This is a genomic window from Pseudoalteromonas sp. P1-9 (genome assembly GCF_001399975.1).
Lineage (GTDB): Bacteria > Pseudomonadota > Gammaproteobacteria > Enterobacterales > Alteromonadaceae > Pseudoalteromonas.
The window spans coordinates 98,251-115,825 of sequence record NZ_LKBD01000006.1 but is presented as its reverse complement, the minus strand read 5'-3'; the positions used below and the strand labels follow the sequence as shown (position 1 = coordinate 115,825).

The 17,575-nt window shown below is 42.1% G+C and carries 11 protein-coding genes; all 11 read left to right on the top strand.

Features of this window, described 5'->3' with window-relative positions:
• Nucleotides 1-8: 8 nt before the first annotated feature.
• Nucleotides 9-446 (top strand): hypothetical protein, encoded by a 438-nt coding sequence (locus AN214_RS06330; protein ID WP_054978940.1) that lies wholly within the window; start codon nucleotides 9-11, stop codon nucleotides 444-446.
• Entirely contained in the window at nucleotides 421-4,485 is a 4,065-nt protein-coding gene (locus AN214_RS06325) for a LamG domain-containing protein (RefSeq protein ID WP_054978939.1), read from the top strand. The genes AN214_RS06330 and AN214_RS06325 overlap by 26 nt, the downstream gene beginning before the upstream one ends.
• Before the next feature lie 363 nt (nucleotides 4,486-4,848).
• The gene (locus AN214_RS06320) at nucleotides 4,849-6,840 is read left to right on the top strand and encodes a formylglycine-generating enzyme family protein (protein WP_054978938.1); all 1,992 of its coding nucleotides are present in this window, start codon (nucleotides 4,849-4,851) and stop codon (nucleotides 6,838-6,840) included.
• Between the two features lie 85 nt (nucleotides 6,841-6,925).
• Nucleotides 6,926-7,969 carry a rod shape-determining protein gene (locus tag AN214_RS06315; protein ID WP_010561191.1) on the top strand — a complete coding sequence of 348 codons (1,044 nt, stop codon included), beginning with the start codon at nucleotides 6,926-6,928 and terminating at the stop codon, nucleotides 7,967-7,969.
• A gap of 40 nt (nucleotides 7,970-8,009) precedes the next feature.
• Entirely contained in the window at nucleotides 8,010-8,843 is an 834-nt protein-coding gene (mreC, locus tag AN214_RS06310; RefSeq protein ID WP_054978937.1) for a rod shape-determining protein MreC, read from the top strand.
• The gene (gene mreD, locus AN214_RS06305) at nucleotides 8,836-9,312 is read left to right on the top strand and encodes a rod shape-determining protein MreD (RefSeq protein WP_054978936.1); all 477 of its coding nucleotides are present in this window, start codon (nucleotides 8,836-8,838) and stop codon (nucleotides 9,310-9,312) included. The genes mreC and mreD overlap by 8 nt, the downstream gene beginning before the upstream one ends.
• Nucleotides 9,312-9,887, top strand: coding sequence for a Maf family protein (locus AN214_RS06300; RefSeq protein ID WP_327077684.1), 576 nt, complete (start codon nucleotides 9,312-9,314; stop codon nucleotides 9,885-9,887). The genes mreD and AN214_RS06300 overlap by 1 nt, the downstream gene beginning before the upstream one ends.
• The gene (gene rng / locus AN214_RS06295; protein WP_054978934.1) at nucleotides 9,884-11,356 is read left to right on the top strand and encodes a ribonuclease G; all 1,473 of its coding nucleotides are present in this window, start codon (nucleotides 9,884-9,886) and stop codon (nucleotides 11,354-11,356) included. Before AN214_RS06300 ends, rng begins: the two co-directional genes overlap by 4 nt.
• Complete coding sequence (locus tag AN214_RS06290) at nucleotides 11,356-15,294, top strand: YhdP family protein (protein WP_054978933.1); 3,939 nt, start codon at nucleotides 11,356-11,358, stop codon at nucleotides 15,292-15,294. The genes rng and AN214_RS06290 overlap by 1 nt, the downstream gene beginning before the upstream one ends.
• Nucleotides 15,291-16,115, top strand: coding sequence for a carbon-nitrogen hydrolase family protein (locus AN214_RS06285; protein WP_054978932.1), 825 nt, complete (start codon nucleotides 15,291-15,293; stop codon nucleotides 16,113-16,115). The genes AN214_RS06290 and AN214_RS06285 overlap by 4 nt, the downstream gene beginning before the upstream one ends.
• On the top strand, nucleotides 16,105-17,556 hold the full coding sequence (gene tldD, locus AN214_RS06280; RefSeq protein WP_054979013.1) for a metalloprotease TldD: 1,452 nt from the start codon (nucleotides 16,105-16,107) through the stop codon (nucleotides 17,554-17,556). The genes AN214_RS06285 and tldD overlap by 11 nt, the downstream gene beginning before the upstream one ends.
• Nucleotides 17,557-17,575: the final 19 nt, after the last annotated feature.

Genomic DNA, 17,575 nt, shown 5'->3' with positions numbered 1-17,575 from the left:
AGAAATGTATGACGTTAAGGTTTAAACAGCAAGGCAGTTTATTAATTACATCGTTATTTGTTGCTATTGTATTGTTGGCACTCGGATTAGCGCTTACTCGTGTTATTGAAGGGGGCGCGCAATCAAATGCGGTAGAGTACTATGGCTCTAAAGCATTTTTGTCAGCGCAAAGTGGTGTCGAATGGAAACTCACACAGTTGTTTCCACTCAATGCGCCAAACGGCGTATGTAATGCTGATGTGCCGCCAAACCATTTCAATGCCACTAAGTATATGGAAAATTGCCAATTTGTAGAGTTGTCATGTAGTTCGGTAAATAATGTGGCGGATTCAAATTCTCCAACCTCTACGGTGACTATGTATCGGATCACCAGTACTGTAAGTTGTGATTCTGGCCAGTGGACAACGCAGAGAAGTATCAATGTTGAAGCAAAAACACTTAATTAGCTTTTTCTACCTGTTGCTATTGATTCCTAATTTAGTTTGGGCAAATTTGCCTGCCTGTGAAGATGTATTTCCTTCAGGAATTGCAACGTTTAATAACGGCAGTGCAATTATTAGGAATGGTGCAGAGATTAGTGGCCAAGCAAATAGTGTAATTGTTACGACCAATCTGATAGATAGTAACCCCGATGCGTGCGGTTCAAAGTGTGTCGCTTCGGGCACGAATGCTGAAACCATTCAAGAACCAAGTTTATTTAACCCTCAAACAAGCATTCCAAGAAACGGTAAACTTTCTGGTGATTATTTATTTACTGGTTCTTTATCACTTAACCGTCCAAATCTACGTGTTACTGGGCCGACACGAATAGTTGTAAGAGGCTCGTTATCAATTTTTAGTGATATTCAAATTACACGTCCCGATGATTTAATCATTTACGTGGCTGGCAGTGTTTCGACAGCGAGTTATATTGAGTTTGGCGGATTTATCTATTCAAACAGCCAGATAGATCTTGCATTTGGAGCCGAATTTGAAGGCGCGCTTACATCAGGCGCGTCGGTTAGTGTAGGCAACAGTGCTGAAGTAGACTACGTTGCACCAAGTATATTAAATAACTTTACCGGTATTTGTGGCGCGACAATCGTTGACCCAAATGCGTCGCCTATCGCGGAATTTCGTTTTGATGAATTTTCATGGTTAAGCGGTGTAAACAGCCAAGTTATAGAATCAATTAACAGTGAACATGGTACGCCTTTCAATATTCAACCCGCAGAAGGCAAAATTTGTAATGCCGCATTTTTTGATGACCGTATTAGCAATGGGCGAATTGATATTGATGAGGATTTACTCAGTGGCAGAGAGTTTACTATTTCGGCTTGGGTTAAAAGTAGTTTTTCAGGTAGCCAAGTATTAGTTTCTGGTGCGCGTAATAATAATAACGCAAATGAATTAATTTGGTGGCATCCAAGCAGTACATTATTTGAGCCTTGGATTAAACAAGATCGCGCCTCTCGCATTAGTATTCCAAACTTTTCAGATAATGCTTGGCGACATTTTGTTTGGCGTCGTGATGGTTCAACGTCGTGCTTCTTTGTTAATGGGCAACAACAAGGCTGTGTATCAAATCACAGTAATGGCTCATTGAACATTAACTACCTAATGTTAGGGCAAGAACAAGATAATTTAGGTGGCGGCTTTGATGCTAGCCAGCGCTTTCGTGGCTTAGTTGATGAACTTCTGATTTTTGATAAAGCGATTGGTGATACACAAATTCAAACCATCTATCAAAATCAAAACCAAGGTTTAGGCTGGGATGGGGCTGCGCGCGAACAATATTGCGATGCCAATGGGTGGTGGCAACTTGATCGTGATTTTGTAGATGCTAATTTAAATGACCCTCATGATTTAACCCCTTCGGGAAGTCCTTCGTTTTCAATAAGCTCACCTGGCCCAGCAAACACCATAGGCAGCCAAAGCACATGTGAATATGCAGAATTTGATGGAACCAACTACGCATCAGTTGATGACAGTGGTGATTTTAATTATCAAGAACTAACAGTAAGTACCTGGGTTTACCCCACCGAAAATCGCGGTGGCCTGCGTAGTTTAGTGTCTAAAGATGAGCACTTTGAATTCCATTTAGATTCAAATAATCGACTATTCTGGTGGTGGCAAAATGCCGCTCGACAAACGCGTTCATTTACTAGCTCGCGCACTATACCGCTGAATCAATGGACTCATGTTGCTGTTGTGTACAGATCTGGTTCGCAAACTATGTACATTAATGGAATTGCCGATGCTTCGCGTAGTTACAGCGATGGGTTAGCTGATTCACCATGTAAGTTTTTTATTGGCGTTGATGTAGGCACGAATACTTCAACACAGTGTGGCGGCATTCGTAGCGATCGTTATTTTAAAGGTAAGCTTGATGAAGTAAGAATTTACTCACGTGCGTTACAACAGTCTGAAATTTTGAGTGATATGAATACGGTACGCACGTGTGACAATGCGCCAAGTGTTGACCATTATCGCCTTACGCTAAGTGATAATACGGGGTTAACGTGCGAAGCTGAAACCATGACAATTGAGGCATGTGCTGACGATACTTGCAGTAGTTATTATCCAAACCCAGCTACTGTATCGCTTTCCACCTCAGGTGGTGGCGCGTTAAGTTGGTCGCCAAGTAACCCATTTACGGTAAATGGTCGAGCAAATATTAGCTTAAATAACACCCAAGCAAGTACCATTAATTACGCGTTAAACACTAATGTAACGAATCCAAGTTCAGGGTTTAGATGTTTTGTCGTTGCAAACGAAGTGTCGCTTGCTAATTGTTATACCCAATTTGTGGATACGGGATTTAAAATCAGTGCCATTAGCGATCAAATATCTGGTGTGCCATATAGCGCGGAATTAATGGCGGTAAGAAAAAACGATAATACAGGCGCGTGTGAAAACATTTTTAGTGGCCCACAAACAGTCAACTTTACCAATAATTTTGTACAACCAAGTAACCCATCATCGATGGCGTTTACTGTAAATAATACGCCAGTAACAAACAACACATCTGTAACCGTTAATTTTGATCCAACTAATAACTACAAAGCGAATTTGGCGTTAAATTATCTTGATGCCGGTAGAATTAGTTTTTCGGCATTTGCATCAGCACCTAATGGAGCGAGTTTAACTGACACCAGTAATAATTATGTGGTGCGTCCCGAAAGGTTTAACATCACTGTAGCCAGCGATCCGAACGCGTTTGATGCGGAATATCCTGTATTTAAAATGGCGTCGGAAGATTTCAATATTCAAGTCGAGGCTCACAATGCCAATGGGGCGATAACTCGTAATTTTCGAAGCGCTGATATCACAGGTACAGTCGCGTTAACGCATAACTTACAGGCGCCGCAAGCGGGTATTGACGGTGTGTTATCGCCTAATGCTGTGCCGGCTAATGGTTTTGTATCGGGTGTTGCGACGATCACTGATGCAAAATTTAATGAAGTGGGGATTATTGAGCTGCTTGCTAACCTTTCGAGCAGTAATTACTTGAATCATAGTGATGGCGGAGCTATCTCTGGCAGTAAAGCCAACGTAGGGCGCTTTATCCCTGCGCAATTTGAAATGACAGAGCAAACACTGACAAGTGCTTGCAATAGTTTTACCTATTACAGCCAGCCGTTTGATGAATTGAGTTACACCATTGCAGCGCAAGATGTATTAGGTAACCGCTTGTACAATTACACTTACAATGCAAATAGTACGCTTAACTTTGTCAAAGCGAGCATTGAAAACTTAATTGAAAATGATGATGCGGCAAATTATAAATCGGCAACACAACTCGCGCCGCGCTATAGTTTGAGTGCCGATGATGGTGTCGACTGGCAGCAAGGTTTGTATGTAGTAAATGTAAACAATGCAACGTTAGAGCGTGATAATTCTCCTTCAATTCCAATGACGCAAGTGATTCCATTAGTGCGTTTAACCGACTCGGATGGCAAAGTACTTAACAATTTAAATCAAAATGCTAACCAACTTGCTGGTACAGCCGATAGTCGCGCTATTAACACTAATGTGATTGGTGGTGTTGAAACTATTGCGCCGATGGAAATGCGTTATGGCCGGCTCACAGTCAGCAATAACTATGGCAGTGAATATGAACCGCTACAAATTCCAATGAAAGTTGAGTATTGGGATGGCACTAACTTTGTAGTTAATACGTCAGATTCTTGTAGCGCATATAGTTTTGCTAATTTAGTGATTGAAGATAACCAACCACTCGAAGGCAATTTGAGTGATAGTTTTGCCGCAGGTATCTATAAATCGGGTCGAGAGTTATTTTTGACTGCGCCACCTCGTCCAAGTCCTGACGAACCGCCGATACAGCGTACTTATAATGTTGATTACGTAAGCCCAGAAAAGTGGTTACAGTTTGATTGGAACAACGATGGTAACTATAACGATGTCAACGATAACCCTAATGCAGTGCTGCAGTTTGGTCGTTTTAGAGGAAATGACCGCGTAATTTACTGGCGAGAAAACTAACATCTTTTGAGCGTTGCAACGCTATTTTTGTTTCAAGTGCATGAAATGTTGGAGTGAAATAAATTTTTAGGTCCTTTGGACTCTGATTAAAGCCGCTTCTTTCTTGCGTACAAAACAACTTTCTTTGGATAACTAAATTTCATTATTTTCGCCTTATTTAAAGTGGTTCAATTGCTCAGCTGAATTATTTAACAAACAACAACAACCTTTAGTTTTACTATTTAATTGAAAATTTGCCATTTAAGATAAGACAAAGCTTGTGTTTTGCATGACAAAAAAATAGCATAAAGCATTAGGGCAAGTGCCCTTACGATAAAAACGAAAACAAGAAAACCAAAAATCGGCCGTTTTGGGAATAATTATATGCGACTAGCACCTTTGTCATTGGTGATCTCGCTTAGCCTATTTACTTGGCAAGCGCATGGACAAGACACTAATACAGTATCAAGCATTCAAGCTGAAATAGATATTAAGCAGTCTGAATTCAAAGAGTTATCTGGTGTTTTAGATAAACATCTAAAACAAGAAAAACAATTGCAAGAGCAATTGGAATTACTTCGTTCACGTTCTATTTCTTTAGAGAAAGAACGCAACCAATCATTAGACGCGATGAATGATTTGTATCGCCGTTTAATTGAAGACCCAACATTGGATATTAGTGCGGCGCAAACGCGCTACCAAAAAGCGATTGCGGATCTAAAGCAAAATAAAGATGATATAGACCTACAGCTTGTAGCGATTTCATCTCATCGCAAAGATATTGAAGCAATCCGCGTTTCAAAACATACCTTAGTTAACACCCTCGAAAGCTTAAAGCAGCAAAAAAATACAGCACGTGTTGAGCGTTTACGTAATGAGTTTACCCGTGAAGGCACTGTTGAAGTGAATCACACAGTAAACTGTAAGCGCACTGAAACGCTGGCGGCGTGTGAGCAACGTGGTCAATCACAAGGTTTACAAAAAGCCACAAAACGCTTTATGGACCAAATTTTTGCCAATATTACCGAGCAGAGAGTGGTTGAACCAAAACGCAATATGTCAGGTGCACAGGTTCAAGTATTAAGCAGTCATGTGGTTAACAGCTCATTTAGCGGGCAAGGTAATTATAATACCAACCTAAGCGTAACCATGCGCGGCGAAGTAAACGCCAGCCGTTTATGTAACTTGCTTAATCTAGATAACAGCTTCTGTTCTGATTATGGTTCAGCAATTCCTAATGTTTATCAGCCAGTTATAAGTGCAAGCTACGATGAACCAGTAGTGCGTTTTAAAGATAATAAAAGCGCGCCCTCATCAGCAAGCATGGTAACTAACCGTGATACGGTAGAGGTAAATACGCCAAAAAAGGAGCGATTGTTCCAGCTCACATTGCGTTCTAACGTGCGCGATGATGAAGTGTTTATTAATGGTGTAAGCTACGGCTCAACTCGTTTAGATGTGTCATTGCCATCAGGTAGCTATGACATTGAAATTCGCAAACAAGGTTATCAAACCTATACGCGAAATATTAATTTAAAACGCTCGCAAACATTACGCGCAAATTTAAGAAAAGAGACGATTACCCAGTCTAACTATAATCAAACGCGCACTCGCCAAACAACGACTACACCAAGCCTTTCAACTCGCAGCACGATTGCAAATTCAGCTGGCATGATTGTGATCCCAGCAGGCGAGTTTGAAATGGGTGATTTAACCGGTAACGGTTTAACAAACGAGCAACCTATTGTTAAAAAGATTCTGAGTGATTCGTACGCGATGAACGAGAAAGAAGTAACAGTAGGCGAATACAACGAATTTGTTGCCGATACTGCTTATAAAACAGAAGCAGAAAGTGGCCAAGGCTGTGCTTACTATTTAAATGGTGAGCCAGTGTGGGAAGCGTCGCTTAATTGGCAAAACCCAGGCTACGAGCAAAAAGATAATTTTCCAGTTGTGTGCTTAACTTACTCAGATGCCAAAGCGTATGCTGATTGGTTAAGTGAAAGAACAGGCAACGAATATCGCCTGCCAACTGAGGTGGAGTGGGAATATGCGGCACGTGCCGGCACTAAAACCGATTACCCTTGGGGTAATGATATTGGCAATAACTTAGCTAATTGTGGTTGGTGTGGTAGTGAGTGGTCAAATCAGAGCCCAGCACCTGTAGGGTCGTTTAGCGCTAACCGTTTTGGCGTTTATGACACCGTTGGTAATGTGTGGGAGTGGACCCAAAAAACGGCAGGTCGTTCTGATGTTGCGATTCGTGGCGGTGCATGGAATTTTGCACCTACCTTAGCGCGTGCGTCGACACGCCTAATTTTAGCAACGGATTTTCGTGCTAATTACATCGGTTTTCGTCTAGTGCGCGAGCGCTAGACACTTTATATTTATTATTTGAGCGTTTAGTTATTCGATTAAAAATAAAACTGAGCCTCATACGTTACAAGGATACCCCAGTTCCATGTTTAAAAAATTACGTGGTCTTTTTTCTAACGATTTATCAATCGATCTCGGAACTGCCAATACACTTATCTATGTGAAAGATCAGGGCATTGTTTTAAATGAACCATCGGTTGTGGCAATTCGTCACGACAAACCAGGTGGCCCTAAAAGTGTTGCATCAGTAGGTCAAGAAGCAAAACAAATGCTTGGCCGTACACCTGGTAATATCAAAGCAATTCGCCCAATGAAAGACGGCGTTATTGCCGACTTTTACGTAACCGAAAAAATGTTACAGCACTTTATTAAACAAGTGCACAACAATAACTTCTTACGTCCAAGTCCACGTGTTTTAGTGTGTGTACCGTGTGGTGCAACACAAGTTGAAAAACGTGCGATTCGTGAGTCAGCAATGGGTGCAGGTGCGCGCGAAGTTTACCTAATTGAAGAACCAATGGCCGCTGCTATTGGTGCTGGTTTACCGGTATCTGAAGCAACAGGTTCGATGGTTGTTGATATCGGTGGTGGTACAACTGAAGTCGCTATTATCTCTTTAAACGGTATTGTTTACTCATCATCAGTTCGCATTGGTGGTGATAAGTTCGATGAAGCAATTATTAACTATGTACGTCGTAATTTCGGTAGTTTAATTGGTGAAGCAACCGCTGAGCGCATTAAACATGAAATTGGCTCTGCATTTAATGGCGAAGAAGTAAAAGAAATTGAAGTGCGTGGTCGCAATCTTGCTGAAGGTGTGCCGCGCTCATTCACGCTAAATTCAAGTGAAATTCTAGAAGCGCTACAAGAACCGTTACAAGGTATTGTCAGTGCGGTAATGGTTGCGCTAGAGCAATCTCCACCTGAACTTGCTTCTGATATTTCGGCACACGGTATGGTATTAACTGGTGGTGGTGCATTGCTAAAAGATCTTGACCGTTTATTAATGGAAGAGACGGGTATTCCAGTTGTTGTTGCGGAAGATCCATTAACCTGCGTAGCGCGTGGCGGTGGTAAAGCACTTGAAATGATTGATATGCATGGTGGTGATGTATTTAGCTACGATTAAGTAGCTAAATACACTTGTTTTACTGCTCTTTGAGGGCGCAATGAATTTAATTTTTGGTAGAAATACCTCGTTGCAATTACGTTTGGTAATTGCCATCGTATTGAGTGTGGTGCTGATTATCGGCGATCGCTACACCGATGGCGGTTCCAAAGTAAGGGCTAGCTTAAACACCATAGTTAGCCCTTTGTTTTACCTTGCAAACCTCCCTTATGAAATGTTCCGCGAAGGCAGTAAAAACCTTTCTTCTCACCAGCGTTTAATGGTTGAGAACGATGCCCTACGCGAAGCGCAATTGGTGCAAAATCAAAAATTGCAGCAATATGAGTTCTTACAGCTCGAAAACCAAAAGCTAAGAGCCTTGCTCGGCTCTTCAAATAAACTTGAAGAGCGTAAGCTGGTTGCTCAGGTTTTATCAGTTCATTCCAACCCATACAGTCATCAGGTGTTGATTAATCGCGGTTTACTTGATGATGTTAAAGAAAGCCTCGCTGTGATTGATGACAAAGGTATTGTTGGTCAAGTGACTCAGGTTGGCAGCACGACGAGTCGAGTGTTATTAATCACCGATACGCAACACGCTACGCCTGTGCGTGTATTACGCAATAATGTGCGTACTGTGGTGGAAGGTATTGGTAAAATTGACCAGCTTAAATTATCTCATGTGCCACATAGCATGGATATTCGTATTGGTGATGTGCTGGTGAGTTCAGGTTTGGGTGGCGTGTTTCCTGAAGGCTATCCGGTCGCCACTGTAACCAGTATTAATCGTAACGAGGGTAGGCCTTTTTCTGAAGTCTATGCCAGTCCAATTGCCGAGCTCGACCGCATTCGTTTGCTGATTTTGCTTTGGCGTAACGAGGTGGCCAATGACTAGGCATTTAGGATTTATTTTACTTTCGGTATTTGTTTCTTTAGTAGTTGCATTAATGCCATTGCCAATTGCATTTGAAATGTATCGCCCTGACTTAGTGTTGTTGGTAATTATGTATTGGTCTATCGCCTTACCTCATAGGGTAAACATAGGCTTTGCTTGGATGGCCGGCCTGATTATTGACTTAGCGCTAGGTTCTCCACTCGGTGTGCGATCACTTACTTACTCAATTGTGATTTATATTACGGCAAGTAATTACCAGAAAATTCGTAATTTTAGTGTTTGGCAGCAAGCGATGTTAGTGGCGTTATTTTTGGCGCTTTATTATCTTTTGGTGTTTTGGCTGAATCACTTTTTACTCGATATTTATTTTTTACCACAATATTTATGGCCGGTTTTAACGGGGGCATTGGCGTGGCCGTGGTTGTTTTTACTGCTAAGAAAATATCGACGTCACTTTAGGATACGCTAATTTTGACTAAAATTTATTTAGCGTCTGCTTCTCCCAGACGCAAACAATTGCTTGCTCAACTGCATGTTGAGTTTGAGCAGTTCGCAACAGATATTGATGAAACACAACAAACAGGCGAATCAGCTGAGCAGTTTGTTTGTCGCCTTGCAGAAGAAAAAGCGTTAGCAGGTGTAAAATTAGCTGCTCACAATTGTCCTGTACTGGGTTCTGACACTGTGGTGGTATTAAACGATACGGTGTTAGGTAAACCAGCCGATTTGGCTGATGCAATTGCTACCCTTTCGTCATTGTCAGGTCAAACCCATCAAGTGATGACCGCCATTGCATTTGCCAATCAGCAAGGGGTAATGTCGCAGTTAGTTGTGACTGACGTTACATTTAAAAAGTTGTCACAACAAGAAGTTAACGATTATTGCGCAACAAACGAGCCATTTGATAAAGCAGGAAGCTACGGTATTCAAGGTGGAGCAGGTAGATTTGTTACTAAGCTTAATGGCAGTTACTTTGCCGTTATGGGGTTGCCATTGTATGAAACCGAGCAATTATTGGCGCAATTTTTAAAGGAATTTGCATGAGCTCAGAGTTATTAATTAACGTCACCCCTAGTGAAAGTCGCGTCGCATTAATTGAAAACGGCGTGCTGCAAGAAGTACAGTTAGAGCGTGAAGGTAATCTTGGTATTGTTGGCAATATTTACCTTGGTAAAGTGAGCCGCGTGTTACCAGGTATGCAAGCAGCGTTTGTTGATATAGGCCTTGAAAAAGCCGCATTTTTACACGCATCTGATATTGTAAATAGCACCTCAATTGCCGAAGGCGTGGATGATCAGCCAATCAAAAAAGTTCAGGATATTCGTGAACTAGTGAGGCAGGGTCAGTTTATTATGGTGCAAGTGGTTAAAGATCCACTTGGCACTAAAGGTGCGCGCTTAACAACAGATATCACTATTCCATCGCGTTATTTAGTGTTTATGCCGGATGCTACTCATGTGGGTGTATCGCAGCGTATTGAGAGTGAAGAAGAGCGCGAGCGTTTAAAAAAGGTTGTTGCGCCATTTCATGATCAGGAAGGTGGCTTTATTGTGCGCACTGCAGCTGAAGGCGCAACTGAAGCTGAATTAGAGCACGATGCAAAATTCTTAAAAAAGCTGTGGCATAAAATAGCAAAAAAACGCAAAAAAACGCGTAAAGAATCGATTCTGCACGAAGACTTGACCCTTGCTTTTCGCACACTGCGTGATTATGTCGGTGAAGACATGGAGCGTATTCGTGTTGATTCAAAGCTCACTTATCAGCAGCTCACAGCGTTTACCGAAGAGTTTGTACCAGAGCTTGCCAAAGCACTGGAATATTATCCGGGTGAACGTCCAATTTTTGATTTATTCAGTGTTGAACATGAAATCCAACGAGCACTTGAACGTAAGGTGGAGCTTAAATCGGGTGGTTATTTAATATTTGACCAGACCGAAGCAATGACAACGGTAGATGTAAACACCGGTGCGTTTGTTGGCCATCGTAACCTTGAAGAAACCATCTTTAATACTAATATTGAGGCAACTCAAGCGATTGCTCGTCAGTTGCGTTTGCGTAATTTAGGCGGCATTATCATTATCGACTTTATTGATATGGCCAGTGCTGAGCATAAGCGTCGTGTACTTCATTGCTTAGAAGTTGCTATGGCGCCAGATCGTGCCAAAACCAATATCAACGGTTTTTCAGCGCTAGGCTTAGTCGAAATGACGCGTAAGCGTACGCGCGAAAGTCTAGAGCATATTTTGTGTGGCGAGTGTCCAGTGTGTAAAGGGCGAGGCGCACTTAAAACAGTTGAAACTGTTTGCTACGAAATTTTACGTGAAATTGTGCGTGTTAATCGTGCTTACGATGCGACTAAATTTGTTGTTTACGCTTCGCCAGCAGTTAGCGAAGCACTGATTAATGATGAGTATCACAACTTAGCTGAACTTGAACTTTTTATTAAGAAACAAGTCAGTATTCAAACGGAAAGCTTGTATAATCAAGAGCAGTTTGATGTGGTGATGATGTAGTGCAAAAAGTAAGGCACACCTGTTTTTGGTGTTTACGTAAAGTTTGGCAAATATTCGCGATCAGCCTTGTGCTGGTCGCTGTGCTTGTGTCGTTGCTAAAATATAGCTTGCCCTATGCCAATGATTATAAAGCCGAAATTGAAGCACTAATTACCGAACAAGTTGGCACTAACATCGCTATTGGTTCGATTTCTGCTGGTTGGGAGCACACAGGCCCCGCATTGGTACTTAATCAGGTATCGTTCGGCAAAAACCAGCCACTAGCTCTTGGACTCTATGTTGAACAATCGCGTTTGCATGTTAATGTGTGGCAATCTGTGCTGCAGCGCAGGTTAGTATCAAATTATTTTGTGTTGTCAGGGCTTAACGCCAAAGTTGATTTAACCCAGCCTTTTCCAAGCAGTGGTGAAAGCACCGACGGTGCTAATTTAATTGATGTACTCGAAACCCTATTTTTAGCGCAAAGTGGTCACTTTGCTGTAGAAAATAGCCAATTTTTAGTTAACACCAAGCGCAATGAAAAGCGCGTTATTGCTATTGAGCGTGTCACTTGGCAAAACCGTAACAATCAGCATCAGGGCGTTGGCTACATCACGTTGCCGGGTATTTCTGATAATCGATTAGAGATTATTCTCGATTTATACGGTGAACATTTCTCTGAATCTTTTGGTACTTTATTTGTTGAAAGTAAGCAGCTAAATGCCAGCAGTTGGTTGCGCGATGTACTTTCGGATGACGTTACCCAAGTTAAAAGCGATATTAACTTTAAAGCGTGGGCGCGATTTAAAGAGTTTAAAGTTGAAAACATTCAATTAGATTGGCAGCCAAGCGAGATTAGCTGGCAACAACAAAGCGAAAGGGAGTCGTTACAAATCAACGCAGGTACGCTAAGAGTACGACCGCACAACGATGGTTGGCGACTTGAAACGTCTGAACTTGATATTGGTGCTAATCAAAATCAATGGCCAAGCTTTGGTGGTAAAATTGACTACAACAATGGCCGTATTACGACGCAATGGCGTGACTTTCCACTGGCATTATTAAGTGATGTAGCGCCTTTACTGCCCTTTGAACAAACTAAGATTGTTGAGCAGCTATTGCTAAAAGGCTCGGTCTCTGACTTTTATGTGCAGTATCACAACCCAGAAGATTATTTCTTTACTACATCAGTGCGCGATTTGTCATGGCAGCACTATAACGGCATTCCTGGGGTGCAAAACTTATCGCTCACGCTGGTAGGCGATCAGTCAGCAGCTAAGTTGTCAGTTCAAGGTAATGAAGACTACATCATGACAGGCGAACTGTTTACGCGTGCTATTCCGTACAAGCAATTAACCATTAACCTTGATTTTCTAAAACAAGCGCAAGGCTGGACACTCGAAAGTGACACTATTTGGTTAGATAATGATGAGCTGACCTTCGCCGCAGAGTTTGCTCTTAATTTATTTGAGCAAAGTGAACTTAGTTTATATGCAGAGATGCAGGGTCCAGAAGTACTTAAAGCGCGTCATTACTTTCCACGAGGTTATATGCCGCAGGGCACAATTGATTACCTCAATCGTTCACTGCAAGGCGGTAAAATAGATGTGGCAAAAGTGTTGTGGCAAGGCAAGTTAAGCGGCTTCCCATATCAAGAGCACAATGGCCGTTTTTTAGTTGACGCAAAAGTGACCGACGCAACATTTAATTTTAATCAATCGTGGCCAGATATTACTAACCTTGAAGCTGACTTAATTTTTTCAAATGAACGCATGGACATTGTGTCGCAGCAGGGAGTACTTGCTGGATTACAGTTAGGTAATGGCGTTGTTGTTAGTATTGACGACTTATCACATGCAAGTACGCTAAATGTTGATATTGAAACACAGCAAAAAGCACAAGAATTACAGCCTTTCTTTGCAGCCACACCACTAAAAAACTCTATTGGTGCGGTACTTGAAACCGTGCAAGGGCAGGGTAAGGTACTTGGTAAAACACGTATTCAAGTACCGTTAAGTAAAAGCAGTAGTAAGGGCGAAGTAAGTGTTCGTGGTTCTGTTGACCTTAACAATACCCCGATTTTTATTGCAAAGCCGGGTATTCCTTTTGATAAGGTTACCGGTACTTTAACCTTTAACAATAGCGATATTCAGCTAAGCAATGCGACGGCTAGTTGGCTCAATATGCCGTTTAAGTTTAATTTACAAGGCAAGCAACAAGGCGAAAACTACGACCTGTCAGTGACTGGCGATGCCAGCTGGCAAGTGAGTGACATTGTTAAGCATACGCAAGGCATTATGAGTGGTTACATGAGTGGTGCTGTGCCGTTTGATATTGCGTTTAATATGCAGTTAAAGCCACAAGGGTTTAATTATACTGCCAGTGCATCGTCAGATTTAATAGGCTTAAGTACTGCATTACCAGCGCCATATAGTAAAAAACGTGATCAAGTATGGCCCTTTACCTTAAATGTAAGAGGCGATGAAATCTCGAACTTGATCACAGCAAATATTAATCAGCAACTCTATTTTAATAGTATTGTTGATAATCGCTTAGGTAAGGTAAGTAATGCACACTTAATCGTCGGTGAAAACGATTTTGGTATTAATGCTAGTGGCTTTGATGTGACGGTAGCCCTTGCAAAAGCCGATATCGTGGAGTGGATCCCGTTTATAGACCACTTAGTCGCTACACCAACCGAGTCGACTTCAGATAATCACGTATTTCCTAAGTTAAAAGAGGTAAATGTCAATATCGATTATGCGACACTATCGGAAATTGAGTTTCATGATCTTGAGATAAATCTTAGTGCATTAGCGCAATCTACCCAGCTGAAAATAAATGGTAAAGAAGTGCGCGCAGAAGTGAGTATTCCACGTATTCTGGCGCAGCGACCTGTGTTTATTGAAGCGGATTATTTACGGCTTAACTTTAAACCTGAAGAAACCGAGCCACAGCCTAGTGTCGGTTTAAAGCCAATTGATGACTTTGGTAGCCCACAAGACAATGAATGGTTAACCCATTTACCGGCGATTCGATTTAACTGTGCCGATTGTAAAGTGGATAGCTATCAGCTAGATAAGCTCGCCCTTGATTTAGATCCGGCTGATAACGGTTTGCTGATCAGTAAGCTGACTGTGGATAAAGGCAAGCACTTATTTATCGGCGAAGGCAGCTGGCAAAAACAAAAAACTAACTTAAGCGGCAAACTAGTAAGTAAAGATATCGGTGAGCTAACCGACGAATTTGACCTCACCAGCTCAATTAAAGAATCTAACGCCGAAATCGATATTGATTTGTACTGGTATGGTACGCCTTATCAGTTTAATACACAGTCGCTTTCTGGCGATTTAAAATGGCGTTTAGGCGATGGCTATATTACCGATATTAGCGACGGCGGTGCACGTGTATTTTCATTGTTAAGCTTAGATTCGTTAGTGCGCAAGCTTAAACTGGATTTTCGAGATGTATTTGCCAAAGGATTTTTTTACAACAGCATGCAGGGCAGTATGCAGGTTGATAAGGGCGTGGCGTATACCAAGGATACTGAGCTAAATGGTGTGCCTGCAGATTTAACCATTAAAGGTTATGCAGACCTCAATACGCAAAAAATTGATTATACCATGTGGGTTGCGCCAGAGGTGACTTCAAGCATTCCAGTAATTGTTGCTTGGATGGTAAACCCTGTAACAGGTTTAGCGGCACTCGCGATAGATAAAGTGCTGCATTCAGCGCGCGTTATTTCTGAAATTGAATACACCATTACCGGTACCTTTGAGCAACCAGTTGTTACAGAAAAAGGTAAGAAGAGCCGTGAAATTGAAATTCCACAATCGACCTTGCCTGGTACACCAAAACAAGATGTGTTGCCAGCTGAGAAGAAAATAGTGCCGCTAAGTGATGCAACTATGCCAAATGAGCAATCTAAAGTTGATAAAACAGAAGGTCAAAATCAATGATTGTTGTTTTGCAATGGACGGTAAGCGCTAAACCAAGTAGCAACTTGGATTATTTACGCCAACAGTTAATTGCCTTGCGCGACCTGCATGTAAATGATCCTTTGCTGGTTTGTTTGCCAGAAGGGTTTGCTTGTTTTGATGCCAAAGCCCACGACTTAATGGCATTTGCCAATAATAGTGCGCCATTTATTGATGAAGTATGTCAGTTGGCAAAACAGTTTAACGTCTGGATAAGTGCCGGCACTATCCCAATCGCAGAAGGGACAAAATATTACGCAGCCTCTTTAATGGTTAATCAGTTAGGTGAAGTGGTTGCACGCTATAACAAAATTCATTTATTCGATGTGGATGTTGACGATGCAAAACAAAATTATCGTGAATCCAATACCACTATCGCCGGCAAAGACTTAGTCGTAGTTGACACACCGTTTGGTAAAATAGGCTTAACGGTTTGTTATGATATGCGCTTTCCGGGCTTGTTTGGTGCACTTAGAGCTTTAGGAGCGGAGATTATTTTAGTGCCATCGGCATTTACCTTACCTACTGGCAAGGCACATTGGTTGCCATTGCTACAAGCGCGAGCGATTGAGAGTCAAGTATACCTGGTTGCTGCTGCTACCACAGGCACACATGACAATGGCAGACAAACGTATGGTCATAGTGTGATTATTTCACCTTGGGGTGAGATAGAGGCGATGTTAGGTGATGAAGCTCACAATATCGTATACTTACCCAATATGGATAAATTGACAGACGTAAGGCAAAAAATGCCGCTGTTGTCACATAACCAATTTAATTATGAGTTTAAACATGAGCAATAACGTAGAACAGCATTTACTAGCGCAAAGTGGCCTTTCACGCCAAGATTTGCTCGATAGTTTGTCTTTAATTCAAGAACACCAAATTGATTATGCTGATCTGTATTTTCAATCAAGTCATCATGAGTCTTGGGTGCTCGAAGACGGCATTGTAAAAGATGGCAGCTACAACATTGAGCGTGGCGTTGGTGTTAGAGCTGTATCTGGTGAAAAGACCGGCTTCTCGTATTCTGACGCAATTAATAAAAATGCTATTACTCAGGCGGCTTTGGCAGCACGAAGTGTTGCTGACAAAAATAGTGCAACGCTAAGCACCAGCAAAATTCAGGTAGTGGAGCTTGATAAGCATATTATTCAGCCGATTATGCCAATTAGTAGCTTAACGGATGGCGAAAAGATTGATTTGTTAAAACAAATTGATGCGTATATTCGCAAAATTGCGCCAAATGCATCGCAAGTTGTGTGTTCAATGGCAGCGGTTTATGAAGAAGTGCTTATTGCCGCGAGTGACGGCACATTTGCGACAGATGTACGCCCGCTTATTCGTTTAAACGCATCGGTACTGCTTGAGCAAGATGGCAAGCGTGAGCGTGGCAGTGCTGGTGGCGGTGCGCGTTTAGACTATGGTTATTTTTATGAAATGGTTGATGGCAAACCACGTTGGATGACTTATGCCGACGAAGCAGTGCGATTAGCAAATGTTAACCTAGCCGCAATTGAAGCGCCTGCAGGCACTATGCCTGTGGTACTCGGTGGAGGGTGGCCTGGTGTGCTGCTACACGAAGCTGTAGGCCATGGCCTTGAGGGTGATTTTAACCGCAAAGGTTCATCGGCATTCAGTGGTAAAGTAGGACAGCAAGTTGCTTCTAGCTTATGTACTGTGGTTGATGATGGTACGCTGGACAACCGTCGAGGCTCATTAAACGTTGACGATGAAGGTGTTACTGCGGGTTATAACGTGCTCATTGAAAACGGTGTGCTGAAAGGGTATATGCAAGATAAGCTTAATGCGCGTTTAATGGGCGTAGCGCCTACAGGTAACGGTCGCCGCGAATCATATGCCCATTTACCTATGCCGCGTATGACAAACACGTACATGCTAGCGGGTGAAAGTACGCAACAAGAAATTTTAGAAAGTGTTGAAAACGGTATTTTCGCGACGAACTTTGCAGGTGGTCAAGTTGATATTACATCAGGCAAGTTTGTGTTCTCGGCATCAGAAGCGTATTTGATTAAAGATGGTAAAGTAACGCAACCAATTAAAGGGGCTACCCTAATTGGTAACGGCCCAGACGTAATGCACAAAATTTCAATGGTAGGTAATGACTTGTCACTTGATAATGGCGTGGGCGTGTGTGGCAAAGATGGTCAAAGTGTGCCAGTTGGCGTGGGTCAGCCAAGCCTTAAAATTGACGAACTTACAGTTGGTGGTACAGCTGCTTAAATTGTTACACTGATTTGAG